This is a genomic window from Algoriphagus sp. AGSA1, from assembly GCF_021390545.1.
Lineage (GTDB): Bacteria > Bacteroidota > Bacteroidia > Cytophagales > Cyclobacteriaceae > Algoriphagus.
On the sequence record NZ_JAJUWR010000002.1, the window covers coordinates 69,346 to 96,190 of the forward strand.

Below are 26,845 nucleotides of genomic sequence, written 5' to 3' on the forward strand. Positions count from 1 at the left end.
AAATCTATTGTCCTAAATTAAATCGAAGTTGTCCTCCGAAGGCAGTGGAGGTTCGTTTATATGCTGTAGTCACTCTGGGATCGTTGATAGTCCTGTCAAAATATAGGGTAAGATTTAAATTCTGATTGATCAGATAGGAGATGGTTGGACGGAAAGAAATGTTCAGATTCCCACTCGTCACCGTACTTCCTTCTTCGATTTTACGCTGTATTTGTTTCGTGCTGACCACCTTTGAATCCAACCTGAATTGCAAATCATTTTTTAATACGCTTTGTTTTCCCTGGAATTTGAAAGGGATTTTCACGCCTGCTTTTGTGTAGCCAAGGGAGAAGTTAAAATCGTTGCTTTTCTGTTCGGTGATTTGGGCATTGGCAAAGTTTAAGCCGAGACTTCGCTCTTTATTGTATATGACCGCAATATTCAATCGTTCTTTGGTAAGCATGTCTATCCCGATCAAAGGGCCAAACCGCTCAGTGAGCACTACGTCATTCAGGACGTATATAGGGATAAACTGCCCTTCGGAATTGATCTGGTCGGGCCTGGGGATCCGCTGCAAAGAGTTGTACAGTTCCAGACCTTGCTGGTACTGGAGTGAATTGGAAAAGTTGCTTGCCTCATAGGTGGAAGTGTACATGTGCTGCACGTTGATGCTGCTGAAGATTTCACTTAATGCCTTGATTCTGGAAAGCCCACGATAATCCAACCGCCAGTTGGGCAGCGGGGTTTTTGGAAATGGATTCATGTCAAAAGAAGAAGCATCTTTTCCTCTGTATGCGGCAATAAATGCCGGAATCAATACATCTTGACCATTAAGGGCATATTCCCCGCCAGAATTCATGGCATCCAGTCTGCTTTTGATAATTGCCCTGTTGTTCTCAAAATCAGTGAATAAGGATGAGACATTGTCAAAACCATCTTTATTGAAGCTGGTTCCCAACATGATTGTGGTGACTCTATAGGCTCCTAATCTATTGGGACTTATGGATTCATATTCTCCCGGAGATTCTGTAGAATTTCTAAAGATTTCTTGATAATCCCCAACTTCCCGTTTACTGGCATTTAATGTGATTTTAAAATCCTGAAATGGTTCTATTAAACTACCAAAAGTCATGTTTTTCACGCTAGTCTGCCTGAAAGGCTGCGTAAGCTCGCTACTCGGGGCTATGAGACCGGCCTGGGCAAATTCATTCCTGATATTTGCGTCCTGGCTACCAAGTAAGAATGCCAAACCAGGATTTTGAAAGACATCGTCCATTCCCAATATGCCTGCATCTGGCATATATCCAGGGAGGAAAGTCCCTTCGCTCTTCCCTACACTGAAGGTGATTTCTTTCACCATCATGAGGGACTTTATCAGCTTATTTGTGAAAGGGGTACCTATCGTATCTTCGGCTGAAACACCTGTCCTGCCAGGAATACTTGGTCGGTTTGGCGCATTTAGTGCTGCCAGTTTTTTGTTTTTATTGTAAAGCCTGATCAGGTCAAACTTTCCTATTAAGGATTGGTCGCGTGTGTTTTGGATGGAGTTGCCTAAGGTGTCTTTCTGACCTATCGCCCCGGTGAGCCAAGTATAGGTAGTAGCATATCTATAGTCGGCTTTGATCCAATCTGTGATCGGGGATTTATCCAGCGGCAAGGTATAGTTCATGTTAATGCTGTGGTTATAATTGGTGCGTCGGCCAAATCTCCAGGCATTATAGCGTACCGAATCTGATTTTTGTTCCGTATCCAAATCTCCCTGGGGCTCATCGACCACTGCCATGACAGTTCCGGTGTAGTCCACCCTCAGATTTTTGGTCAGATCCCAGTTCAGTGAGTAGAAGCGGTTGATGAAGAAGCTCTTTTGGAACAGTGGGTCAACACCTGCCGTGTCGAGTTGATCGTTTCTGTACTGTGACCTAAGATGTTTGCGGTCAATGTCCAGTCTCGCCAGTATGAGGGTAGGGGATAGATTCAGGTTGAAATCCTTGATCAATTTCAGATGAGGAGAGTCCAGAAAGCCTGCGTTTTTGAAAGGTTGTATTGCAAAGGGCTTGGGGTTATAGCTATATGTGACATTCCCTCGATATGTCTTGAAGCTGTAATCCTGAATCTGTGCGTTTGTCTGGTTCATTATGCCAAAAGCATAAGAGAAGGAAAAATTGCTCAGGTCGTAAAAATGATCTTTTGCATCCTGGTTGGTTTTTAGCTTTCGTACATTATTAAAGCTGATGTTTTTCCGGTTCACCTGGTCCAAAGCGATTTTGCGATAATCATCTCTTTGATCCTGTGTTTCAAATTTTTGCAAAGCCACCTCAAAAGGCACATCTGGGTTTAGCGGGTCAAATTCAGGCTTGGTAGTGCTGTTTTCTACCGAGAAGTACATGGGGATACTCACCCCCAATCCTTCAGGCAGAAGCTTGTGGATGTCCACGTTAGTGGAAATATCATATTGGGTAGTAGCGGATCTTGCTCTTTGGGACAACCTTGTTTCCAATCCACCAAAACCGATTGAATTGTGGCTGATCGATCCCGAAACCACAGCCAAATCAGCTATTTTCACGTTCATCAACGCATTGGCAGCCCAGCCATTAGATTTAGTGGCTCCTGTCACCCGGAGTTCATTTGCCCAGATACAGATGCTTCTACTTCCACCACCAGTTGTCCCGGGGTTTCTCACACCGATCATAGATGTTTGGGATTGGTTCAATTCAGGGCGACCTACCACCGTGACTGTGTAAGGACCTACCTGCTGGGAAAAAGGGATATTCATCGGGGCACGTCTATTGTCCCGCTCTACTTTCACACCGACGATGTCTTGGATTGCGATATCAATTTCATTGGCAGCTGGCCAGATTTGGGCAGGATCCCGTGTACCCTTCGGTGTGATCACTAGGGGTACCTCGATCTCATAAAAGTTATCTGTATTATCTGTACCTAACCGAAGGAAAGCAGTGATCTCTCCATCTTGTGCATCTTCACTGTCTGCATGCAAAAACATCTTGATCCGTTCGAATTGCACGAGGTCCAGCGTCACGTTTTTGAATACGGCACGGGCGTCTCTTGCCCCGAGATCTTCCACACATACCCGCAACGACTGCTCGTTTAATCTCCTCTCTACTGTAGAGGTGTTGTCTCTGTCTCTTGTAATACCCGGGGGCAATACGTATGGACTCTCGGTAGCACTTCCTTGACTGTTTTCTTCAATGCTGACCACATCTACCGTCACGTTTGAATTGTCAGGTTCGGGAATTTCGAAAAAACCTCTCTCAAACAGGGATTCCTGAAATACTCTCCATTGGCTGCCTACCATTCTGAAATTTGCCATTCTCAATACAACCGGCTGCTCAAAATCCGTGAGGTAAGTTCGTATCCACCTGATGGATTTGAAACCTGTAATATCGCCCTCTACGCGGTCTGGCTGGCGGACTGGAATACGGAATAAATACCAATCTACTGTTTCTCCATTTACATTGGCAGTGGTTTTATCCACAATGTTATTTTGTCCGACGACCATGCTGCCAGGTTTTAGATCCATTTCGTAGGCATAATAATTTTCTAATTCGTTGATGGTATTGTCTGAATTCAAGTCCTCATTATCTGGGGTGTTGGATCCCGATGGAGTATAGGGGAGGTTTTCAGAGGCAGCGACAGGTGTATTGCCTTCCATTCCATTGAATTTTTTGTAGCGTTCAAGGATTTTCACATCATTCTGGTCAAAATCCTCGTCGAGATAATATTTGAACAAATCCCCGGACACATCTTCCAGAATCTGATTTCTGGCAGACGCGTTCACATTCAGGCGATCTAAGAAGCGGCTTCTGAAAAAATTAGCTTCATCTTCATTTTTCAAACCATCCAACCCTACATCCTGATTTTGTCTAGATGTCTCAGAATTATCGAATGCGGGCAATAAAAACTGCTCACGGGTAATTCTGCCCCATTCATTTTCCCCGGTTTTTGTGGGATCTCCATCTGCGGGTAGTCCATTTTCGAAAGCATGACGACCATCTTTTAGAATATCCTCTGAAATATCACCCAGATTGATAAAAAGTTTACCCCCGGTGGTATTGTTTTGATTGAAGTTTCCGTCCAGTACCCTCCCGTTTTCCCCTTCTATAAAAGGATCCAATAGCCAGAATTCTATATATTCTATATTGGTCCGGTCAAAATCCACCTCAGTCGTAATGGCTCTAGTCACCCCGCCAAAATTCTTTTTGGGCTCAGGCAGAAATCCCTCGGAGGTCAGGTTAGGGTTGTAATTGTACATCCCACGCTCACTTGGGAAGTAGGCGAGTTCAAAAAGAGGCTCAGGGGTGACGATTACCTCCCTGTCTTGTTGGGGGAAAATTTCCTGCGGTAAAACCCTTCTCACGTAGTGGTTTCTACGGTCTTCCCGGGTAATATTGGAAGGGACACCAGGCCCGCTTTCCCTATAGAAAATGTTGTCTATATTGTACCAGGCTACCCGTGCCCGTCGATACGCTGTACCCAGATTGTCTTCAGTTTGGTTGCTGAGGTCGAATCTATTGTCAAAAGTCTGTGGGGTAGATGACAGTTTCCAGTTTTGATTAGCAGCTCCTCCCAAATTAAACGGGGTGATGGCGGCTTCAAAATCATCTATATAGGAAGCAGGTTCTCCATTTACCATATTGGAAGTCCCGGGGATCAAGTGGGCGAATTCACCACTGATTTGTACGAGGGAGGTTTCTTTCGTACTTGTAAAGGGGAGTGCATCTGCCATCTTGGTCAGCCACCTGGATTCATCGCTGAAATTCCCGTCCAAGCCCCAGAGGCTGTTTCTCAGTGTCTCACTTCCGGTGGCTATCCTGGTGACATTTGGTCTTTCGTTCAAATAAAGGAAAGTACCGCCTATATTGAATTTGTCATTAAAGAGATAGTCCAGCCGGGTTCCTAATAGACTACGGGTCTGGAACGAAACCAAATCGGCCTTTTCGAAACTTATATTGATTTGTTTGCCTGACTGCAGAATTGCGTCATTTATAATGACAAGTCTCCCCACATTATAATCTACTGTAAAGTCCACGCCTTCTGTCAGAGGAATGTTTCCTGCCTGCACGATCACGGATCCAGGGGAAATATTCAGGCCTGGTAACTGGATTTCACTAGCTGATCCTGCGGTCAGTCGTCCTTTTATAAAGTACTTATTGAGTCGGGTGACTAGTTCCGCATCGGCCTGGGTGGTTTTGTACAAGGTGTCATAAACGTATTTTTCCTTGAGGACCACTTCTCCGGGTTGGAAATGCTTTTCTAGATTTGAGCCGAATGGTTCAAGAACGGGGAAGACCAAGAGCCCCCTGTCAGTGAGAATGGTGAGGCCCTCTACAAAGTCAAAATTCCCATCAGGGGCCGGATCATTCTGTGGATTGAGGTTATCCAACCCTGTGAGTCGGATCAAGGGCTTGTCCTTGACTTCAGCCCCTTCCAATAGGGAAGGGTTGTCCAGTCCAGTACGGTCATCCCTATAGATCACCTGGAGCTGAAAACCATCTCGGGTAATCTGATTTGCATTCAGACTATAGACGTTTTTCATCATGAGATCCCAAGTAGGCGCCCGGGTGTTGATGCGGGCGGGGCGTAGGAGTTTCATGAAAATCAGCTCATCTTCCTGCCTGCTTTGGTAGTCTTCGGTCAGTTCGCCTACCTTATAGACTTGTCCGTTGTAGGTGTATTCATAGGAAACAGCAAGAACTTCATCATTTTGGAGTCTTCGAAAAAGGGATAAATAGCCAAGTTGGGGATTGAAAAAGTACTCCGTCTGATCCAGTTTCCTGGCTCCGTTGATTTGCTCGAAGTCAACTCCTTTTCTCAGTCCCAGGCTAGATTCCATCGCTCTGGCTCCGGTGTCGAAGGGACGGAAGGCAGGATTGTTTGAAATATTCGAATAGAGCAGGTTTGCGGCATTTCCAGCGGGGGCATTAGGTGTTCCTGTTCCTATGTTGGGATTAGAAGGATTAGAAATCACACGCCCTTCGCCCAAATCCATAAATGCGGCAAAATTCCTGAGTGTCTCGGTATTGGCCGCCCGGTTCATAATATAAACTTCTATTCTTGTCACATTTACACCTGAGAGCACTTGGGGAAGTCCTCTGAGCCAGCGCTCATAGTTGTCACGGAAAAAGTGGGCTATAAAGAAGTGTCTGTTTTCATCGTATTTGGAAGCCTGAATATCAAAAGATCTGCCCTGTCCATTGGCATCAATGGTCAGATTGTCCCGTCTTCCCCGCTGGGTAGAAGCAACGGCGGTTACCCCTAATTTCCCAAATTGCAGCTGGGTTTTTACACCGAAAAGATTTTGAGCCCCCTGGATCAAGCTGTTTTGAACCGGCATGCTCACATTGCCGATTTCGATGGATTGGATGATGTCTTCTTCAAAGCCATTAAACTCCAGCTTCATCTGGTTTTGAAAGTCAAAGGAATTATTGGAATCAAAATTGGCCCCGATCTTCACTTTTTCCCCAAGTGAACCATTGACGGCCATCTGGATTTGCTGATCAAAATTAAACCCTCCATTTTGTTGCTGACGAATAGGAAGCGTGGGGTTGTCAACACGCCTGAATATCGCCCCAAAATCCAGATTTACATAACCTGAAGGGACAATATTGATTTCACTGCCTCCAAAAAGCCTGTCAAAAGATGGGCTGACTGTAAGCGGTGGAATCAAGCCTCTTCCTTCCACTGCACTTTCCCCGTCTCCACCACGTGCCCTGCTTCTCCAGTAGTCTTGCCGTACTTTATACTCTTGGATTTTCGAGAATTGTTCGAAGTCATATTCTTGCTCATTGCCTACCCTGACGGTGTCAATCTGATCTGTAACATTATAACGAAGCGTAGAGTCCACCTTTACTGCTACATTCTGCGTGATGGGATTAGCCGGGTAAAAAGGTATTTGCGATTGTGAAAATGGGTTGCGTTGAGGGAATAGCGGATTTGTCCTCAGATTTTGCCAAAGCAAATATGAGGGAGTTAATCTCCTTTGATTCAAAGAATCAATCCGGGACTGGACACTGTCAGGATTGGTTTGTTGAGCCTCAGAAGTGGAATAGGCCAGTAGCAGGCTGAATAGCACGAACAGTTCAAGCCTACGACGGAGAAACCTCCTCCCGCAAAAAGTCAGTACACTCCAAAAGTTCAATTCTACGTAAGATTATGATTTATGATGTCTTTAAAGATGCTTTAATTAAATCTTCTAACGAAATTTCTTTGGTGGTTTTTTTGAGAACAGTGGCTATATTTTTTTCTGCGGTGGTCTTGGGGAAACCTAACGTAACGAGTGCTTTTAACGCTTCTTCGCGGATTTTATTGTTGGATTTCAAAAAACCAATAGGTTCGCCCGGGACGTCAGAACCGATTTTGCCTACTTTATCTTTCAATTCTAAAATTATGCGTTGGGCGGTTTTGGCCCCTATCCCTTTTACATGCTGAATAGTAGCTACATCGCCGGCGAGTATGGCTTGTTCGATTTCTGTGCTGCTCAAGGAGGAGAGAATCATTAAGCCTGTACTTGGGCCAACTCCATTGATAGAGAGCAGCAATAAAAAAAGTCGTTTTTCAGCTTCGTGTTTGAAGCCAAACAGTGTATGGCCGTCTTCTTTGATGTGAAGATAGGTGAGGAGCTTGATTTGCTCCTCATCTTTTATCTCAGTATAGGTTTGAAGGGATATTTTCACATGATATCCTATGCCTTGTACATCTATGATGACATGGGTAGGATCCTTATGTACGAGCTTACCGTTTAGATAGTCGATCATAGATTGTTGGTGGATTGCGCATCTACTACCGCCACTGCTACCATATTTACAATTTCCCTGATAGAACTTCCCAGCTGCAATATGTGTACAGGTTTGTTCATGCCTAACAGAATAGGGCCTATGGCTTCGGAGTTCCCCAGTTCGGAAAGCAGCTTGTAGGCGATGTTGCTGGAACTTAGATCCGGGAAAATCAGGGTATTGGCTTTCTTGTTGATGAGTTTGGAGAATGGATACATTTCACGTTGGATATCCTCATTGATAGCTACGTTTGCCTGCATTTCTCCCTCAATTACCAAGTCAGGATATTTCTGCTGTGCTATTGCAGTTGCTTTGGCCATTTTGTCCGGTATATCACCTTTTGCAGATCCGAAATTAGAATAGGACAATACTGCTATTCTTGGCTCCACATTGAAAAATCTCACTGCATCCGCAGTTAGACCGATAATTTCCACCAATTCCTCGGCTGAAGGATTGAGGTTGACGGTGGCATCTGCAAAGAAAAACGGGCCTTTTGGGGTGTTCATGATGTACATCCCCGCCACACGGTTTACTCCCGGTTTCACCCCGATAGTTTGGAGTGATGGTAGTATGGTCTTGGGATAGTCTCTGGTAAGTCCAGAAATGAATGCGTCTGCAGCCCCGGATTCTACCATCAATGCCCCGAAGTAATTTCTCTGTGTGACCAGCCTTGCGGCATCCCCCACGGTCATGCCCTTTCTCTGTCGCTTGCTAAAAAGGATATCGGCAAATTTCTTAAGCATGGCTTTCTCCTCCATAGGATCGATGATGGTCACATTACTCAAGTCCAATGAATTATCTTCAATGAGAGCGAGGATTTTCTCTCTATTGCCAAGTAGAATTGGCTCACCGATTTTTTCATCCCGGATGATCTGGGCCGCTTTAAGGATTTTCCTGTTGTCGGCTTCGGCAAATACCACCCGCTTAGGATCTTTCTTGGCCCTTGCGATTACTACAGACATTAGCCGTTGATCGATGCCTATTCTTTCTTGAAGCTCAAGCTCGTAGGCATCCCAGTCTTGTATTGGGTGTTTTGCCACACCTGATTCCATTGCGGCTTTGGCCACAGCTGGTGCGATCGTGGTGATAAGTCTTGGATCCAGTGGTTTTGGGATTAAATACAATCGGCCAAAACCAAGTTTATCCTCACCATACGCCTTGTTTACTATATCAGGAACGGGTTCTTTCGCCAGTTTGGCTATAGCATGTGCCGCTGCAAGTTTCATGGATTCATTGATAGCAGTAGCCCTCACGTCTAAGGCTCCTCGGAATATGTACGGAAAGCCCAGCACATTATTGACTTGATTAGGATGGTCTGAGCGACCAGTGGCCATAATCAAATCTTCTCTGGCTGCTATTGCCAATTCATAAGTGATTTCCGGATCTGGATTAGCCAAGGCAAACACGATGGGATTGGGAGCCATCAGCATGAGCTGTTCTTGAGTGACTATATTACCCGCCGAAAGGCCTAAGAATACATCTGCTCCAAGCATAGCGTCTGATAGGGTATGCAGGTCTCTGTCAGTGGCGAATTCTCTTCGAGTGTCATCTAAGTCAGTTCTGTCTGACCGCAAAATCCCCACTATGTCACATAGGACTATATTTTCCCTTTTTATTCCTAAGGAAATGTAGAATCTGGTACATGAAATCGCAGCGGCTCCGGCTCCATTTACTACCAGCTTAATTTGGGAAATGTCTTTTTCCACGATCTCCAGGGCATTGAGCAAAGCAGCTCCGGAAATAATGGCCGTGCCATGCTGGTCATCATGCATGACAGGGATGTTCATTTCCTTTTTAAGTTTAGTTTCGATTTCGAAACATTCCGGTGCCTTGATATCTTCCAGGTTGATTCCGCCAAACGTTGGCTCCAGGGATTTAATGATTTGAATTAGCTTTTTTGGATCCTTCTCATTGATTTCGATATCAAAGACATCTATCCCCGCGAATTTCTTGAAAAGAACCCCTTTTCCTTCCATTACAGGTTTGGAAGCTTCTGGGCCTATATCACCCAATCCCAACACAGCAGTTCCGTTTGAGATCACACCTACCAAGTTGCCTTTAGCGGTGTATTTATAAATGTTTTCTACATCAGCGGCGATTTCTTTGCATGGCTCAGCCACACCAGGAGAGTAAGCCAGAGCCAAATCCATTTGACTTGAAAGGGGCTTGGTAGGGTTGACCTCTATTTTGCCAGGAGAACCTTGTGTGTGATAATTAAGTGCGTCTTCCTTGCGAATCTTGATTGCCATAAAAGCTTGTATGATTTGGGTTTTAGGTACCCTGGTTATCCTTCCAATTCACGTTGGTGTTGAGAAGAATGGTTTCTATTTCACGTAAGGCATCTCTGTGTACTTCATTTGGATAAAATACAAATCCTTCCATGTAATATAGTTTTCCTTTTTTCTGATCCACCATGATGTATCCAAGATAGGATCCTCCCATGCTTGTGTTATTGGTTTTCCAGGCGCCTCTTATTTCTGTGGTAAAATTATCATTTATCACCATGTTTCTGAAGACAGGTGGGATTTGTTTTTCAGAAACCACATAAGACGTAGGGTCTTCCGGATCTCCAAAAATATGCTGTTTGGTAATGGAGTCCTTGAGTTTGAGGATGTTTTCCGGAAATGTCTGCTCTTCTGAGGTATAGTCCGTTTCGTAGAAAAATAAACTGATGTCAGCTCTATTGGCACTAGGGGTGGGTTGCCTCACCCAGAGAAAATCATCATCAGACTTGGCTATCTGATAGGACGCAGGGACATTTATTTCTATTCCCAGATTATTCCGGGCTTCCACAGCTGCTGCAGAATTTTTTCTGGCAAGTAGTACTTTTTCTAATCGGCCTCTCTCTCTTACTTCAAATAGGTTTTGAATCCGGTTTCCGTTTTTCTTTAGATTTTCTATTAATTGAGCTTCGGTATTTCCAAACAGATATAGCACTTCCTGGCCAATAGCGTATTCATCTTCCATCCTCAATGAGTACATGGAAGGATCATTCATGGCTTTTTCTTTGGACTCTTTAGAAAACTGGGCATTGATGGCCTGGCTGGCAGATCCTCTATCGTCAAACGTGGTCACATAGATCAGATTGGTGGACATTCTCAGCATTCTGGTCATTGCCCTAGGATCGACGGTATTTACTTTGAACTTTGCCTCAGACCGGAGCATGCCCGGAATATCAGACTCAAAAATATCTTTTAGTTGGTCACCTACTGGCCCTGCCCATTTGGCGGAATCTATGACTAATATGATTTCCCCAATCGATCCTCTCGCCTTCGGTTTAGAACTGTCCGTTTTAGTGTCGTCAGATTCGCAGGATATCAGTAAGGTACTCATAGCTAAAGTTATGAGAATAGAGAAGAAGGTTTTCATTTTCGATAGTTTGGTTCTTGGATAAGGTCAAATTAATGACATAACCACATAAATCCTTATTTAGGATTGAATATTGCCTCTAGTTAAAAAAAATTAACAAAACGGTAGGCTAGGCTTGTTGGAATCAGCCGATGATAAGTTTTTGCCCTGGTTTGATGTTGTTCGAATTGAGGTTGTTCAGGCGCTTGATTTGCTCCACGGTCAGTCCTTCATGTTTTCGGGAAATTATCCATAATGAATCTCCCGGTTGCACCGTATAAGTGGTTTGTCCCGAAGTGTTGGTGTCAGTAGAAGCGATATTCGTGGACATGTCCCCGTTTATTTTCAAGGTCTGCCCCACCCGTATCAAATTAGATGAAAGATTGTTCCAGGATTTGATCTGGGTGACGGTAACACCATGTCGCCTTGCTATTGACCCCAATACATCACCTGATCTCACTTTATAGGTAGTCGAATTTTGCTTGATGTCCTGCGCCAGAGCTTCTACCGATTGCACCTGTACGGCAGATGCTAGAAAAACAGTGGGGGCATTGTTCAGGGAATCACTTAACCAAGCTAAATTTTCTTTGATGTATGGGCTTTTCGATTTTGGTATGCGTAGAGCCATGTTTTTATTGCTTTCCGGCAATTTATTGTCCTTAATCGCAGGATTCAATGTTTTCAAATCTTGAACACATAAGTTGGTGAGTTCTGCGAGTTTATCTAGGCTAAGTGCTCTTTCAAAGCGGATTTTCTCATATTCCACTACATAAGTAGGGTCTTCCGGATGGAAATTATGTTCTTCCAGATGATTAAAGATATAAAGCATGGCCTGTACCTGAGGGACATAGCTGCGGGTTTCTCGGGGTAAGTAGTTGTAAATGCCCCAGAAGGTCGTCTTACCTCCTGATCTTCTAATGGCCTTTCTCACATTTCCAGGGCCACAGTTATATGCTGCCATGGCTACTTCCCAGTCTCCAAACATCCGATAAAGGGACTTGAGGTATTTGGCAGCTGCTTCGGTGGAAAGTTCAGGGTCCATTCTGTCATCTACCTCGCTGTTGGTATTCATACCGTACATTTTCCCGGTAGCGGGCATGAATTGCCAAAGTCCCATGGCTCCTACCCTGGAGCGGATTCGCGGATCCAGTCCCGATTCTATAATAGACAGATATTTGATTTCCAGGGGCATGTCATGCCTTTCCATAGTCTGATCAAACATTGGAAAAAACATCTCCTTACGTGCCAAAACCATTTTGGTATAGTCCCGGTTTCTTACGGTGAAGTATTGGATAAATGAGAAGACCCTGTCATTCAGCTCAAAGGCCATTTCATGATCCATTGCTTTGACACGCCGGTCTATTTCATCATAGGTGAAATCTGGGATATATTCGTAGTGGTAATTTGGCAGGATCTGCTCGTCCATAGCAGGGCTTTCTACCGTTTCATTATCCTGAGAAAAGGCTTTGGGCAGAGGAATCATACTTGTGACTAAGGCAAATGTGATAGTTCTGAGCAAAGTCTTTTTCATTGTAATGTTGGGTTTTATGATAACAATTGGGTCAAGTAATTACTAAACGCATAAAGTTCCGCTTCTTTGAACGAGTTGCAAATCACTTGCAATCCTATAGGCATTCCTTGTCCATCTTTTCCATTAGGGAGCGAGATGGCAGGGACACCTGAAACGGACGCCTGCACGGTAAACAGGTCTTCCAAGTACATTGCTACAGGATCATCACTATGCTCACCGAACTTGAACGCCGTAGATGGCGTAGTTGGCATGATAATATAGTCATATTCATTCAAAAGATTCTCAGTAAAATCTTTTATTAATCTTCTGACCTTCTGAGCTTTGGTGAAATAAGCGTCATAATAGCTGGCACTGAGTACGAATGTCCCGAGCATTATTCTCCGTTTCACCTCTTCCCCAAATCCTTCGCTTCTGGTAAGTTTATACATACTTTCCAGATTATGGGCATTGGGAGTTCTGTAACCGTATTTCACACCATCAAATCTCGATAGGTTTGAACTGGCCTCGGCCGTAGTAAGGATATAATAGGTAGGAAGGATGTAATCTAATAAAGGGAAATCCACCTCATCTACTTCGTGTCCTTCAGACTTTAGTTTTTCCAATACAGCAAGGGTATTGGTTTTGATCTCATCCTGTAGGGAAGGGGATTCTATAGTCTCCTTAAGGTAAGCAATTTTAGCTTTTTTCTCAAAATGAAGTAGCTCACTATAAGGAAGCACTGGTTTTCGAGAAGAGGTACTATCATACTCATCATGCCCGGCCATGATCTCCATTACCAATGCATTATCTTTCACAGTGTGGGAAAATACACCTATGCAGTCGAAGGAAGAGGCGTATGCGATCAGACCCCAACGTGAAACACGCGAATAGGTAGGTTTCATGCCTATCACTCCGGTAAATGCGGCAGGCTGTCTCACGGATCCTCCCGTATCTGTCCCCAAAGATACTGTACAAAGGTTAGCTTGTACTGCCACTGCGGAACCTCCAGAGGAACCTCCAGGTACGCGACTCTCGTCTAAGGCATTTAGTACTCTGCCATGTGAAGAATTTTCATTGGAGCTCCCCATACCAAATTCATCACAATTGATCCTGCCAATGATAATGGCGTCCTCGTCCAGCAGTCGTTGGATTGCTGTAGTGGTGAATTGGGATTCGAAACCTTTAAGGATTTTGGAAGAAGCATTAGCCTCTTTACCGGCATAGCAAAGCACGTCTTTGATGCCGATCACCATTCCGGCAAGTTTACCGGCATTTCCATTTGCCAACTTCTGATCGATAAGATCAGCCTGCTCATAGGCGGGTTGCTCATAAACTTCGACGAAGGCGTTGAGATGCGCCTTCGTCTGGATGTTTTTTAAATAATATTGGACTATACTTCGACAGTCAATTTCCTTCTTTTCGAGCGATTTTCTGATTTCGTCGAATGAGATGAATTTTTCCAATTTTCTTGGCTTAAGGGATTACTTCTTCTTGTCGTCTTTCAATCCCTCTTCAAGGTCATTCTGAATGTCTTTGGTGGCATCTTTAAATTCTCTGATACCACGGCCAAGGCCACGAGCCAATTCAGGTATTCTTTTAGCACCAAACAGTAGAAGGACGACCAATACGATCAGAACGATCGAGCCTCCGCCCATGTTTTGAATGAAACCTAATGTAGTCATGATGGTGTGTGTTTAAGGGTAAATGAGGTTACAAAGATATAACTGTGATCCGCTTACACAAAGTTCAGCGGGAAAGCTGCCTATCTTTTTTGTGAATATACGCAATTCTGCACTACTTGGATGTAAGCCAGGCAGAAGGATTCATTACTGTCAAGCCTTTCCAGGTCTGAAAATGTACCTCTGCTTCTCCTCCTGCACCGGTAGCCACTTGTCCAATTACGTCTTTTGCGCTTACAGTTTGACCGGATTTTACAGTAATGGTTTTGAGCTTACTATACATGGTATAATACTCCCCATGTTTGATGATCACTGTTCCCCCAAAACCTGGCATGGTGGTGATTTTGGTCACTGTACCATCAAATACGGCCCTGACGTTGGAATTGGGTTGAGTACGGATATCCACCCCATCACTTTCCATAGTGATGCCCTTCAAAGTGGGGTGGGGATAAGATCCAAATCCTTGGGATACGAAACCTGTCTCCACAGGCCAAGGTAGTCTCCCTTTGTTTCCGGCAAAGGAATTGGAAAGAGCGGCTACTTCAGGGGTCATAGGCATGCTTGTACCTGAAGACTTGGTGGCGGTACTGTTTTCTTTTTTGGCCGCGGCTTCTGCTCGCCTGATCTCATCTTCGATCACTTGCTTGATCATTCTGTTCAGTTGATCCTGCTGCTTTTTGGTTGCTGCGATTTGTTTCTTGATATCCTGCTCCTTGGACGTCAATGTGTTGACAAGGCCTTGCTGTTCCCGCTTCATTTTATCCAGTTCAGCCCGCTGTTTCCGTTCTTCTTCCAATACTTTTTCTTTCTCGGCTTTTTTATTATCGAGCAATTCACGCTGGTTGACAAGTTCTAAAGTCAATTTTTCTATCTGAGCGGCCTGTTGTTTTCGGCTGTCTGAATATTGCTTTAAATACATCAGACGGGCATAAAGCTGGTTGAAATTAGCAGAACTGAATACAAAGGAAACAATAGATAGCCCGCGGTTCATTTTAGATGCATTATAGATCATCCTGCCATATTCGGCCTTGAGATCTACGAGCTGCCCTTCCAGGCTTGTGATTTTATCTTCTGTTTCTTTTATCTCCTGGTTGATGAGTTTCACCTCTCTGTCCAACGTGTTTACCAGTCTGGTTTGGGTTTGGAACTGCCTGGTAACCGCATTTAATTCACCTATGGAGTTTTTCTTGGTGGCGGTAGTTTGCTTTAGGATTTTATCAAATTCGAGTAGGCGGGCCTGAACCTCAGCTTTTTCTTTTTCTAGCTGTTCCCTGGTTTTTTTTGTCTGCGCAGCTAGGTCGGCTGAAGAAAAAACAACTAATCCAATCAGCAGACTAAATGGAATAAGGTAGTTGCGGAACATGCAATTCAAAATTTGAAAGGGAAGCTAAGTGGTTGGGAATTAAGGTCTACGGAAGTCCATTCTACATTGATAATGGTGTTTTGCCCACCTTCAGGTAGCTGATAAGCCAGCTTATACAGTACTTCAAATGGGAACGGACTGGAACTTACATCCTGGAATGTAGCATAGCTGGCTAGCAGGGATCCTCTATCGTCCAAAGAGTTACTTACCATTTCGGAGACTTTTCGGTAATTGACATCTACTTTGGAGAAATACCGTACTTTGTCACGTACCTGCGTCAGTTCAAAGGATTTTCCCACACGCACTAATCTGTCCTTGTAATCTGCTTCATAGGGAGGATTGGCAAAAAGCAGATTCTGGAATATTTCCAAGGATAGTTTCAGCCCATAAATAGTTTCAAATTCCTTGAAAGTGAGATTGACGTCCTCTTTCCCTATCCTGTCTTTTATTTGGATCTTTTCTTGTGTGATCAGACCTCGTACGGCTTCCATGCCCATTCCCGGGGAAACCACAAACCATAACACTGAATCTTTTTTGGATCGTAGGTTCATACTCCCCCGTGTAATCTTTCCCGATTCTTCTTCAATCACCACCTTGGCTTTGGCACTCAGGTAATCGTAATCAGTATATATTGGAGAGAAATCTTCCATTTTGCCATTCGCCTCAAAAAGCGTGGTTTTTTTTGCGCAGGATACCAAGAGACCCAAACCTAAGATGAGTACTATCCCCGAAAAGAGTTTATTCATGGTATTTCCCTTCTTTGATTTTCTGCGAAAGTTTTTCTGAGGCTTCTGGCTTTCCTTCTGCTTGTTTCCAGTAACTAAGTGCTTCATTTTTTCTGCCAAGATGGAATAAGATATCACCATAATGCTCTAGCATCACTGCGCTAGGCGCAGCTTCATGTTTCAATGCCAAGTCCATAAATTTCTTTGCTCCCTCATAATCCTCCAGTTGGAATAGAACCCATGCATGCGTATCAAGGAAGGTGCCATTGTCGGGGAATCTCTTCACAACTTTATCAGACATGGATTTTGCTTTTTCCAAATCCTGTTTCTCCAAGGAAAGAAAATATGAATAGTTATTCAGGACTTGTTCGTCATTTGGGTTGATTTCCAGAGCTTTGTCGTAATTCTTAAAGGCTTCTTCCTTTTCTCCCAGATTGTACAGGGAGTTTCCTAGTGCCCCAAATGCCACTTGATCCAATTGGGGGTTTTTGTTGTTGTTTAATCCTATGGATTTTTTTAGGGAAGCAACAGCTTCTTCATCCTTTTTTTGGGCGGATTTCACTATGCCATCATAAAACCAGAATTCAGGATTTTGTGGAAACTCGTCCACTCCCATAATAGTGAATTTCTCCAATTCACTGAAGTCCGCATTTTCTCCAAAAGTCCCCAATATTACCTGCTCTAATAATTTTGCGTTTTTAGGCTTGATCAAAAGCGATTTTTTAAAGTAGGAGATCCCTTCTTGATTGTTTTGATCTTTCATCCTACGCTCACCTATGGCGGCATAAATATCGGCATTATCAGGATTGGTAGTCAGCATAAGGGATTCCAGACTGTCCAGAAGAATCTCACGTTCCTGTGTTTTGATTTCATTTAATTGGCTTGCGAAAGCTCTTGATTTTACCTCCGGATCAAGATCAGGACTGGCAAATGCCGAATATAAGTAGTCATTAGACTGTTTATACTCTCCTTTTTCTTTGAGCAAGGTGTGAGTGGCCATCTGCAACTCCGGCTGGTTAGGGTACTTCTTGATTTCTTCGAGAACAAGCTCGAGTGCTTGTTCCACCCTATTGTTGTTATAGAGGATTTCCACCAAGTTCATCACGTAGGAGGGGTTCCCTGGACGTGCTTCTACCAGTTTTTCACCTTCTTCTATAGCTTCACTTAGTTTGTTGTTGTTCAGATAGATCCTTTGCTTTTGGACGGTAATGGGTTCCATCACACCGTAATATTCCTCAGCTCGGTCCAGTACTATCAGTGCTTTTTCCAGTTCGCCCACATTGAGGTAGATAGAGGCCAGGTCCAGTGTGTATTGCTGGTTGTTTTCTCCATCTTCTGTTAATCTCTCAAGTATTTCTGCCGCCTTTAGAGGTTGGTTTTGATTGGTGTAAATCTCAGCCAACATCAATGAGTAATACTTATTGTCGCCATCCAACTCCGCGGCCTTTGAGGCAAAGGGCATGGCTTTGTCTGCCTGATTTGCTTTCACAAGTACCTCGGCTATCTTGTAATGGATGGCAGGTTCATCAGGAGTGTGTTCCAGCGCTTTTTGAAAGTAAAAAAAAGCTTTTTCCAAATCATCCAGCACTAGATTCTTTTCACCTTCAATGAAATATCTGGTGCTTTGGGATTCTTTTAACTGAGCTTTGCGCTCTTTCTTTGAAAGTACGTCTTGGGCTGAACTAATAGTAGAGCTTAAGACAGCTATGAGCAATATGAGAAGAGATCTTTTGAAATTCACGGGAATTGGAGGCTGCAGCTTGAGTTTACAAACATAATGCCTTTTATTATAAAAGGTTTTGTCAGAGGATTGTAATGTGATAGTTGAATATAGCCGGGGTTGGTTTGGTGATAACGATAGTTGGCTCAAAAATGATCCCAAGTTTGTGAAAATTTAAATTAGAGTACCTTTTTTCTGGGAAAATAGGCCTTTATAAATTCTTTTTCCAAAATAATTACAAGAAGAAGATAAAGTAAGATCACGCCGTTTTTCAGCAGGAAATTAAGAAGGGGATTGCCGGTATCCAAGTAGAAGCCTAAATAGCTGATTATAAATGAGAAAGAAAGGTAAAAAAGCCCTTTTGTTGTTTTATAGGGAATTAGGTAATGTTTTTGGCCATACCAGTAACATAGCACGCACATGATGAGATAACATGAAATAGTACTGAGCGCACCTCCCATATAGCCCCAAACCGGAACAAATATGTAAATTACCACGACTGTCAGCACTGCACCTACAAGCGTAATCCAGAAACTATACTTGGTCTGATCGGTGATTTTAAACCAAATGGAAAGGTTGAAATAAACTCCCAAGAGTAGATACCCCATCAAAAGTGTGGGTACTATAAACAGGCCTTCTTCATATCCTGGTTGTCTTAAGAACAAATTTCCAATCCAGTTTAGATTCACTGAGATAGCAACCATAAGCAAGGTGCAGAATACGATGAAAGCGTGCATTACCTTGGCGTATAAAAAAGGGGAGTTTTTATCCGATGCCTGTTTGAAAAAGAAAGGTTCGGCGGCATATTTAAAAGCCTGGATGACCAGATTCATCAAGATCGCCAGCTTGAAATTAGCCCCAAACACTCCTCCGGCCTCCCGGGCTGTAAGACCCGCATAGAAATTGGGCGGCAAAACATACTCAAACAAAAATCTGGAAAACAGTTCGTTGGTAACTCCGGCCAGCCCCATGAACAGCAAGGGGATGGAATATTTCCACATGGGCTTGATAATAGTTTTTTCCAGTTGGAAATGGAAAAAACCTGCTTTCCACCATACAAATGGTATAATTAGCCCATTGGCAAACAGATTGGAAAGCAAGATATATTCAACTCCCCAATCCAATCTATAACCAAGAAACCCTTCTGGAATCACATCCGAGTAGATGAGGTAAGGGAATCCTATGATCAAGAGCAGATTGAAAAATATGTTCAGGAGGATATTGAGTATCTTTGACCCCGCAAAAATCAGAGCTTTGTTTTCCAGACGCAGTTTGGCAAAAGGGATAGCCAAAACCGCATCAAAGGATAATATCAAAGCAGTCCATCTGAACAAATACGCCTGCCCTGGGTATTCCAGCCATTCTGCGAGTATGGGAGCAAGCAGGAACAAGCCTGATCCCAATAGCAAGGTGGAAATTACGAGCAGGGATTGGGTTGAATTATAAACCTCTCTTGGGTCAAGTTTTTTGCCGGTACTGTATCTGAAAAATGTGGTCTCCATCCCGTAAGTGAAGACAATGTTCATAAATCCGATCAGCGCATAGATACTCGTAAACGACCCCATGGCCTCTTTGCTGAGGTATGCGGTATATACGATAATCATTAAAAAATTAATCGATCGACCGAGGATGCTACTCAGTCCATAAACTGCGGTTTGTCCGGCTAGTTTTTTGAAATTACCCATTCAGAAGACAAGGAGCTTATTCCCCTTTGAAACGCGGCTGTCTTTTTTCAAGAAAAGCAGAAGTGCCTTCTTTATAGTCTCCGGATTTTACGCACCTGGCAAAGCTATTGGCTTCAGTCTGGTAGCCATTTTCATCGGGTATAAAAGACGAGTTCACACAATCTATAATCATACCTATGGCAAGCGGTGCTTTACTGAGGATTTTGGAGATAATTTCTTCTGCTTTTTGCATTGCATCTTCCTTAGTAGGAAGAACATGGTTCACTAAACCTAATGATTTAGCTTCTTCTGCCCCTATCATTTCCCCTGTCATCATGAGTTCGTTAGCCTTACCTCTGCCAATAAGTATAGTCAACCGCTGGGTGCCTCCATATCCGGGGATAATACCGAGGTTTACTTCTGGCTGGCCAAATTTCGCATTAGAGGTAGCTATTCTCATATGGCAGGCCATGGCCAGTTCACATCCGCCACCAAGAGTATAGCCGTTAGTAACGGCAATTACGGGTTTATGACAGTTTTCGATCATGCTGAAAATCTCCTGGCCACTCTCGGAAAATTTCCTCGCATTCACTTCATTGAGTGACGCTATCTCGCTGATATCCGCTCCGGCGACGAAAGCCCTCTCACCTGATCCGGTGATGATTACCGCTTTAATCTCCTTGTTATCAGACACCTCTTCGAAAATAGACCTTAACTCCTCCAAAGTCTCAAAATTCAGGGCGTTCATTTTATCTTCTCGGTTAATGCTCAGGTAGAGGACACTATCTTTCACATTAGTACGGATATTTTTGAAATCAGCCATAGTTCGTCGTTGAGTGTAAAACAAATATACAAGCGGGGGCATCATTCCCAAACTGTGCCGCTGGAAATGATTCCTCTAAGTTAATGTATAATTACCCCATTTATAATTTAGCTTCAGATAATGTGGAATTTGTCTTAGGTCAAAAAACTGCTACCATATTTTTCTTTACTTTTGTCCAAAATCGAATTTCAACTAAATCCGCTAGTTTAATATGTCTTCCAAAAGAAAAATTACGGTGGCTTATGGTGATGGGATCGGCCCGGAAATCATGAAAGCTACCTTGGCGATTCTCGAAGCAGCAGGTGCTCAACTTGAATATGATGTGATCGAAATCGGCGAGCAAGTTTATCTCAAAGGGATTAGTTCGGGAATGGAACCGAATGCATTCGAATCGCTTAGAGAAACAAAAGTTTTCCTGAAGGCTCCTATTACCACTCCTCAGGGTGGTGGGTTTAAATCCTTAAATGTCACTACGCGGACTTCCTTTGGATTATATGCCAATGTAAGGCCTTGCAAGGCATTTTCTCCTTTTATCAAGACGCATTTTCCGAAAACCGATTTAGTGATCATCCGTGAAAACGAGGAAGACCTCTATGCCGGAATCGAACATAGACAGACCCAAGAGGTATTCCAATCTTTGAAGTTGATCTCAAAGCCGGGGTCAGAGAAGATAATCCGATATGCTTTTGAATATGCCAAGAAGTATGGTCGCAAGAAAGTGACTTGTATGACCAAGGATAACATCATGAAACTAGCCGATGGTCTTTTCCACAAGACTTTTGATGAGATTTCTAAGGAATATCCGGATATTCAGACTGACCACAAGATCATTGATATAGGAACTGCCCTTATCGCAGATAGACCGGAAACTTTTGATGTGATCGTTACTTTGAACCTCTATGGGGATATCATTTCTGATGTGGCGGCACAGGTGACAGGATCTGTAGGGCTAGGTGGCTCGGCCAATGTAGGTGAAGAAGTCGCGATGTTTGAGGCGATTCACGGCTCTGCGCCAGATATCACCGGTATGGGGATCGCTAATCCCTCAGGCTTGCTAAACGGGGCAATTATGATGTTGGTACACATCGGTCAGCCAGAAGTTGCAGAGAAGATATCCAATGCCTGGATGAAGACCCTGGAAGATGGCATCCACACCGGAGATATCTATCAGGAAGGGCTTTCTACTAAAAAAGTGGGGACTGAAGAATTTGCCGGTGCTGTGATAGAAAGACTGGGGCAACTGCCTTCTTCAATGGTTCCTGCTGAATTTGATAAGGATACTTCTCCGATGAACGTTTTTGTGTCATCGGTGACCAAAGCGAAAAAAGAACTGATAGGAGTGGATGTATTTGTAGATTGGGATGAGCCAGGTAGGGATCCGCAGGTGTTGGGAGAGAAACTCCGTCAGGCTAATGCCGATGGGTTACAATTGACATTGATCACCAATAGAGGAATCAAAGTGTTCCCAGATGGTATGCGTGAGTCTTTCTGCACAGATCACTGGAGATGTAGATTCCAAAATGCTGAACAAGCTACCATCACACACGCCCAAGTTCGTGAGTTGCTAAAGCAAGTAGAAGAATTGGGATTTGATTTTATCAAGACCGAAAACTTGTATTCGTTTGATGGGGTACGGGGATATTCCCTAGCTCAGGGAGAATAAGGAAATCATAGAGATAAAAGCTCAAGATTTAAAAGGGAGTGGGTTGACCTGCTCCCTTTTTAATTTTAACCGCGGAACGGGGTATAACGGGGGCGCAAGTTAAATTTTGTTTTGTTTGATTCAGGAAAGAAAGCCATTTTTATGAAAGTGCCACATGTTTCTGGCCGACCTGTCTGGTGGTAGGCAGGTTATCGTTGAAAAGGACGCCGATCTTCTCAGATTGCATGGTGCTGTAGTCTTTTTACTTTTGTTTGTGAAGTCCTAATTCATGAATGTTTTGTATAGATGGAGTTTTGCAACTGTGACTGAATGCTGAGACTGCGACTAAATGTTTTTCTTCCTATTTGATTTTATGGTCGGCTACTTGGTACTTTGTGCGTAGTACTTTGTTGCAAATTATGTCGAAAATAGTTCTTATAATTACCTACTATTGGCCTCCTAGTGGAGGGTCGGGTGTTCAGCGCTGGCTGAAATTTGCCAAATACCTACCTGAAGCGGGTTGGGAGCCAGTAATTTTTACACCCGAGAATCCTGATTTTGACCTGAAGGATGAAAGTTTGGAAAAGGAAGTCTCTTCCCAGTTGGAGGTAATGAAATTCCCGATCTGGGAGCCTTATCAGCTATTGGATAAGCTCCGGGGGAAAAAATCATCCCATCCTGGCAGAGTTCTGGAACAAAAAGAACAAAGTCTGCTGGAGAAAGCCGCAATCTGGCTTAGAGCCAACCTGATGATACCTGATCCCAGAGTGTTCTGGGTAAAACCTTCTGTGAAATTTCTTGCTGATTTAGTGGATAAAGGACAGTTTCAGGCTGTGATTACCACAGGCCCGCCCCATTCTATGCATCTGATAGGAAGGGAACTGAAACGCCAAAAAGGTGTTTTTTGGTTGGCGGATTTTAGAGATCCCTGGTCTCAGTGGGAGTTTCTGGACAAGTTGCCCATGCAGGCATACGTGAGAAGCCAACACAAAAAGATGGAGCAGTCAGTATTGAAGGAGGCTGACGTCATCACCACTATTTCCCCTACTTTCCAACATGATCTAGCGCAGCTAGCCCATCGCAAAGTGGATTTGTTGACCAATGGTTATGATGCTGTTGATATCCCGGAGGACTTTGCTATTCCGGAAAAAAAGGCAGATAGCTTACACTTGGTTTATACGGGAATTATAGATTCGATCCGTAACCCTATGCCTTTGTTGAATGCTATGCGCGAGGAATTTTCCAAAGAGCATGGTGATGTGAGATTTACTTTTGTCGGTAGGGTGAGTGATCAGGTTCGTGAGGCGATCTCTTCGGATCCCTGGCTTGTTTCCCATGTGGATTTTGCAGGGTATGTATCACATCATGAGGTTTTTGATTTTTATAAAAAGGCTGATGGCTTGGTTTTGATTCTCACCAATACAAAAAACGCTAAAGGTAATATCCCCGGAAAATTGTTTGAATATATGGCGACTACTTTGCCTATTTTGGCTTTAGGAGATCCTATGGGTGATAGTGCGAAAATTCTTGAACAAGCAGAAGTGGGTTCTGTATTGGATCACTCAGATCACGTTGGGATTCAAGTAGAGTTAAGAAAACTATTTGAGCGTACCGGAAAGCCAGAAATGGTATCAAGCATCGCGCACTACTCAAGAAGGAATCTCAGTTTTCAACTAGCTAAATTACTGGATGAAGGTTCCGTTTCTTGACCTAAAACGGTGGGATGAGGAGTTGAAAGACGCTCTGAAGACAAAATTCAATCTCATACTGGAAAACGGTGTTTTTTCCGGTGGGGAAGAAGTGAAGAATTTGGAGGCAAAAGTGTCCACCTACCTCAACTCCCCTTTTACAGTTTCCTGCGCAAATGGGACAGATGCATTGGAATTGGCACTCCGTGCGCTAGAGATTGGGCTTGGAGATGAAGTAATTGTACCTGCTATGACATGGGTTTCTACCGCCGAAGCAGTGCTGATTGTAGGTGCTACTCCCGTATTTTGGGATACGGACGAAGATGGGCTTTTGGCTGCGGACTGGGAGTGTGCGATCACCGCTAGAACCAAGGCGGTTATTCCAGTACATCTCTATGGGAAAATGGTGGATATGGATGCCTTGGTCATTAAAGCTGAAGCAAATAAGATCCATATCATAGAGGATGCAGCCCAGTCATTTGGGGCATTTCAAAATGGAAAAGCTGCCGGGACTTTTGGGGATGTGGGCTGCTTAAGTTTCTATCCAACAAAAAATCTAGGTGCTCTGGGTGAAGCAGGAATGTGCCTCACTTCTTCTACTTGCCTCGCTGAACGAATGAAGATGCTGGTAAATCACGGTCAACTGGTGCGTGATGAACATCAATTGATAGGAAGGAATAGTAGGATAGATACGATCCAGGCCGGGTTTTTAGATGTTTTCTTAGGTAGGTTTGAGCACCAGCAGATACTTAGGAGAAGGTTTGCCGGTTATTACCTCACTAGCCTCTCTAAAGTTGAGGAAATTCGATTACCGCAGGGAACATTAGAGCCTGATCATAATACGCATCTTTTTGTAATCCAGATAGAAAGGAGAGATGAGTTGAAGGATTTCCTTTTTCAAAAAGGGATAGTGACGGTGATACACTATCCTTCCATTTTGCCTGATCTGAAACCTTACAGTAGTATTGGCAATTTTGAGAAAGCCAGGAAAATCAGCAAGCAGGGTCTTTCGCTGCCACTAAATCCCTGGATGAGGAAAGGTGAAATTGATTATGTTGTAAAAGCTATTCAGGATTTTTTCCTTTAAATTCCCAGATGACTTGGACTCAAGACCCGATGTACGTCAGTGGTATGCTTTGCCTGTTTGTGCTGTTGTCCGTTTGGCTATCCAGATACAAAGGATTTCGTACCATCGGTACCCCGATTTTAGTAATTCTTATAACCGCTATCGCTGCAAACATAGGGGTGGTTCCGGCCGCAACCAGCGGTAATGCCGTTTATACAGGAGTCTTTGTTTATCTAGCGCCTATGGGGATTTTCATAGCCTTGCTGGAAGTGGATCTGAGTAGCCTGAAAAAAGTAGGAGTTCCGATTTTGCTGATGTTCGGACTTGGTGCTGTGGGCACCGTTATTGGCGTGTTGATAGCTTGGTTTATAGTACAGCCGGAGCCAGAGATAGGCTCAATGGCCAATGCTGTTGCGGGTATGTACACAGGTACATATATCGGCGGAAGTATAAATTTTAACGCCATCGCCCTGAGCTTCAAAGTCAATGAGCAGGCGGATTTATATGCCGCCGCCACTGTAGTGGATAATTTGATAGGAACTCCCTGGATTATAGCCACATTGATTTTGCCAAAATATTTGCAACGGTTTTTTCCACGTAAAAAACTGATTAGTGAATCAAAAGTGCCCCAAAAAATAAAAGTAGAAGAATCAATCAGTATAGCTGGCATGGCAGCAATTCTTGGTTTGGCATTTTTGGCTATGGCTATTTCCAAGTTGGTTTATCTATCATTTCCCAAGATTCCTGAAATCATCGTTCTTACCAGCCTTGCGCTTATTTTGGCACAGATTCCTACGATCAGACGAACCTCAGGGACACATACCATAGGATTTTTTCTGATTCTGATCTTCCTTGCCACCATAGGCACGTTGTGCGATCTGGGCACCTTGTCGGGTCTAGAGGATTTAGCCGGTACTTTGGTTGTTTTTGTGGGCTTGGTCGTGCTCATACATGGACTGGTGATATTTGGGGTAGGTTCACTTTTCCGTGTGGATTGGGATGTGATAGCTGTGGCTTCCCAGGCGAATGTAGGGGGAAACACCACAGCATTGGCTTCTGCGGAAAGTTTAAATCGGCCTGACCTCCTTATCCCAGGAGTTTTAGTGGGGAGTTTGGGTAATGCACTAGGGACATATGCAGGCTTTTTTATAGCGGGGGCACTAGGTTAAGACGATTACTTTGCCGGATATTTTTGATTTATGGCAAAATATTAACTACCTTAAAATTCGATTTTACTAAAATATAATTTCGAATATGGGTGATCATGTAAATCTTTTGACCTCAAATAGCTCAAAATTAACAAAGGATGCCTATGCTGATGACCAAGCATTGTGGATAAGCCTATATAAAGGGAATAATCTGGCGTTTTCCACGCTATATAACCGCTATGCAAACTCACTTTTTAACTATGGGATGCATATCTGCTACAACAGAGATCTGGTAAAGGATTGTATTCAAGAGCTTTTTACTTGGCTATGGAAGAAAAGAACCTCGCTCCCAGGTGTAGTTTCGGTAAAATTTTACCTTTTCAAATCTTTCAGGAATATCCTCATCAAAGAAATCAACAAAGACAGGAAATTCACCACTGAGCCAACTGAAAGCGATTTTTTGGACGGGGTAATATCCAAGGAAGAGGAAATAATTGCCATGGATCTGCTGAAATCCAACAAGTCTAAAGTTGCCTCAGCCTTGGAGAAAATATCCAAACGGCAGAGGGAAATTGTGATCCTCCGTTTTTTCAATGAAATGAGCTACTCCGAGATTTCTGCTATGATGGGCATTAGTACCGCCTCAGCACATAATTTGATTTCAAAAGCCCTCCAAGCTATGAAAGTAATTATCTGACAA

The 26,845-nt window shown here is 43.6% G+C and carries 17 protein-coding genes; 5 read left to right on the forward strand and 12 right to left on the reverse strand.

All coding sequences use genetic code 11. From position 1 onward, the window contains the following. Positions 1 to 4: 4 nt before the first annotated feature. From sprA to LZF95_RS01510, 12 genes are all read right to left on the reverse strand, one after another. Positions 5 to 6,994, reverse strand: a complete 6,990-nt coding sequence (gene sprA / locus LZF95_RS01455) for a cell surface protein SprA (RefSeq protein WP_233753366.1) — start codon at positions 6,992 to 6,994, stop codon at positions 5 to 7. A gap of 160 nt (positions 6,995 to 7,154) precedes the next feature. Then, positions 7,155 to 7,751, reverse strand: a complete 597-nt coding sequence (gene ruvA / locus LZF95_RS01460) for a Holliday junction branch migration protein RuvA (protein ID WP_233753212.1) — start codon at positions 7,749 to 7,751, stop codon at positions 7,155 to 7,157. Next, the gene (locus LZF95_RS01465; RefSeq protein WP_233753213.1) at positions 7,748 to 10,018 is read right to left on the reverse strand and encodes an NADP-dependent malic enzyme; all 2,271 of its coding nucleotides are present in this window, start codon (positions 10,016 to 10,018) and stop codon (positions 7,748 to 7,750) included. Before LZF95_RS01465 ends, ruvA begins: the two co-directional genes overlap by 4 nt. Positions 10,019 to 10,040: 22 nt before the next feature. Continuing rightward, complete coding sequence (locus LZF95_RS01470) at positions 10,041 to 11,138, reverse strand: DUF4837 family protein (RefSeq protein WP_233753214.1); 1,098 nt, start codon at positions 11,136 to 11,138, stop codon at positions 10,041 to 10,043. Between the two features lie 124 nt (positions 11,139 to 11,262). Further along, positions 11,263 to 12,648, reverse strand: a complete 1,386-nt coding sequence (locus tag LZF95_RS01475; protein WP_233753215.1) for a LysM peptidoglycan-binding domain-containing protein — start codon at positions 12,646 to 12,648, stop codon at positions 11,263 to 11,265. Between the two features lie 14 nt (positions 12,649 to 12,662). Next, on the reverse strand, positions 12,663 to 14,090 hold the full coding sequence (gene gatA / locus LZF95_RS01480) for an Asp-tRNA(Asn)/Glu-tRNA(Gln) amidotransferase subunit GatA (RefSeq protein WP_233753216.1): 1,428 nt from the start codon (positions 14,088 to 14,090) through the stop codon (positions 12,663 to 12,665). 18 nt (positions 14,091 to 14,108) lie between these two features. Next, a complete protein-coding gene (locus tag LZF95_RS01485) occupies positions 14,109 to 14,309 on the reverse strand; it encodes a twin-arginine translocase TatA/TatE family subunit (RefSeq protein ID WP_111322719.1) in 201 nt (66 codons plus the stop codon). Between the two features lie 112 nt (positions 14,310 to 14,421). After that, positions 14,422 to 15,669: a murein hydrolase activator EnvC gene (locus tag LZF95_RS01490; RefSeq protein ID WP_233753217.1), complete on the reverse strand. Its 1,248-nt coding sequence runs from the start codon at positions 15,667 to 15,669 to the stop codon at positions 14,422 to 14,424. 5 nt (positions 15,670 to 15,674) lie between these two features. Continuing rightward, on the reverse strand, positions 15,675 to 16,415 hold the full coding sequence (locus LZF95_RS01495; protein ID WP_233753218.1) for a DUF4292 domain-containing protein: 741 nt from the start codon (positions 16,413 to 16,415) through the stop codon (positions 15,675 to 15,677). Continuing rightward, on the reverse strand, positions 16,408 to 18,135 hold the full coding sequence (locus LZF95_RS01500) for a tetratricopeptide repeat protein (protein ID WP_233753219.1): 1,728 nt from the start codon (positions 18,133 to 18,135) through the stop codon (positions 16,408 to 16,410). Before LZF95_RS01500 ends, LZF95_RS01495 begins: the two co-directional genes overlap by 8 nt. Before the next feature lie 158 nt (positions 18,136 to 18,293). Continuing rightward, the gene (locus LZF95_RS01505) at positions 18,294 to 19,799 is read right to left on the reverse strand and encodes a lipopolysaccharide biosynthesis protein (protein WP_233753220.1); all 1,506 of its coding nucleotides are present in this window, start codon (positions 19,797 to 19,799) and stop codon (positions 18,294 to 18,296) included. A 16-nt stretch (positions 19,800 to 19,815) separates the two neighbouring features. Then, positions 19,816 to 20,601 carry an enoyl-CoA hydratase/isomerase family protein gene (locus tag LZF95_RS01510; protein WP_233753221.1) on the reverse strand — a complete coding sequence of 262 codons (786 nt, stop codon included), beginning with the start codon at positions 20,599 to 20,601 and terminating at the stop codon, positions 19,816 to 19,818. A gap of 211 nt (positions 20,602 to 20,812) precedes the next feature. On the opposite strand from LZF95_RS01510, the gene LZF95_RS01515 reads away from it, so the two are divergent. The 5 genes from LZF95_RS01515 to LZF95_RS01535 all read left to right on the forward strand — a co-directional run bounded on the left by LZF95_RS01515 (position 20,813) and on the right by LZF95_RS01535 (position 26,842). Continuing rightward, a complete protein-coding gene (locus LZF95_RS01515; protein ID WP_233753222.1) occupies positions 20,813 to 22,264 on the forward strand; it encodes an NADP-dependent isocitrate dehydrogenase in 1,452 nt (483 codons plus the stop codon). Between the two features lie 398 nt (positions 22,265 to 22,662). Beyond that, a complete protein-coding gene (locus tag LZF95_RS01520) occupies positions 22,663 to 23,952 on the forward strand; it encodes a glycosyltransferase family 4 protein (protein ID WP_233753223.1) in 1,290 nt (429 codons plus the stop codon). Then, positions 23,933 to 25,018: a DegT/DnrJ/EryC1/StrS aminotransferase family protein gene (locus tag LZF95_RS01525; protein WP_233753224.1), complete on the forward strand. Its 1,086-nt coding sequence runs from the start codon at positions 23,933 to 23,935 to the stop codon at positions 25,016 to 25,018. The genes LZF95_RS01520 and LZF95_RS01525 overlap by 20 nt, the downstream gene beginning before the upstream one ends. Before the next feature lie 8 nt (positions 25,019 to 25,026). Then, the gene (locus LZF95_RS01530) at positions 25,027 to 26,166 is read left to right on the forward strand and encodes a DUF819 domain-containing protein (RefSeq protein WP_233753225.1); all 1,140 of its coding nucleotides are present in this window, start codon (positions 25,027 to 25,029) and stop codon (positions 26,164 to 26,166) included. Between the two features lie 85 nt (positions 26,167 to 26,251). Continuing rightward, the gene (locus tag LZF95_RS01535; RefSeq protein WP_233753226.1) at positions 26,252 to 26,842 is read left to right on the forward strand and encodes an RNA polymerase sigma factor; all 591 of its coding nucleotides are present in this window, start codon (positions 26,252 to 26,254) and stop codon (positions 26,840 to 26,842) included. Positions 26,843 to 26,845 lie beyond the last annotated feature (3 nt).

Excerpts from the sequence above, each read along its gene's own strand:
- LZF95_RS01465 (WP_233753213.1), bottom strand. The coding sequence starts at position 10,018 with ATGGCAATCAAGATTCGCAAGGAAGACGCACTTAATTATCACACACAA.
- LZF95_RS01535 (WP_233753226.1), top strand. The coding sequence starts at position 26,252 with ATGGGTGATCATGTAAATCTTTTGACCTCAAATAGCTCAAAATTAACA.
- LZF95_RS01475 (WP_233753215.1), bottom strand. The coding sequence starts at position 12,648 with ATGAAAAAGACTTTGCTCAGAACTATCACATTTGCCTTAGTCACAAGT.
- LZF95_RS01505 (WP_233753220.1), bottom strand. The coding sequence starts at position 19,799 with ATGGGTAATTTCAAAAAACTAGCCGGACAAACCGCAGTTTATGGACTG.
- LZF95_RS01510 (WP_233753221.1), bottom strand. The coding sequence starts at position 20,601 with ATGGCTGATTTCAAAAATATCCGTACTAATGTGAAAGATAGTGTCCTC.
- LZF95_RS01520 (WP_233753223.1), top strand. The coding sequence starts at position 22,663 with ATGTCGAAAATAGTTCTTATAATTACCTACTATTGGCCTCCTAGTGGA.
- ruvA (WP_233753212.1), bottom strand. The coding sequence starts at position 7,751 with ATGATCGACTATCTAAACGGTAAGCTCGTACATAAGGATCCTACCCAT.
- LZF95_RS01525 (WP_233753224.1), top strand. The coding sequence starts at position 23,933 with ATGAAGGTTCCGTTTCTTGACCTAAAACGGTGGGATGAGGAGTTGAAA.
- LZF95_RS01530 (WP_233753225.1), top strand. The coding sequence starts at position 25,027 with ATGACTTGGACTCAAGACCCGATGTACGTCAGTGGTATGCTTTGCCTG.
- LZF95_RS01495 (WP_233753218.1), bottom strand. The coding sequence starts at position 16,415 with ATGAATAAACTCTTTTCGGGGATAGTACTCATCTTAGGTTTGGGTCTC.
- LZF95_RS01485 (WP_111322719.1), bottom strand. The coding sequence starts at position 14,309 with ATGACTACATTAGGTTTCATTCAAAACATGGGCGGAGGCTCGATCGTT.
- LZF95_RS01470 (WP_233753214.1), bottom strand. The coding sequence starts at position 11,138 with ATGAAAACCTTCTTCTCTATTCTCATAACTTTAGCTATGAGTACCTTA.
- LZF95_RS01490 (WP_233753217.1), bottom strand. The coding sequence starts at position 15,669 with ATGTTCCGCAACTACCTTATTCCATTTAGTCTGCTGATTGGATTAGTT.
- LZF95_RS01515 (WP_233753222.1), top strand. The coding sequence starts at position 20,813 with ATGTCTTCCAAAAGAAAAATTACGGTGGCTTATGGTGATGGGATCGGC.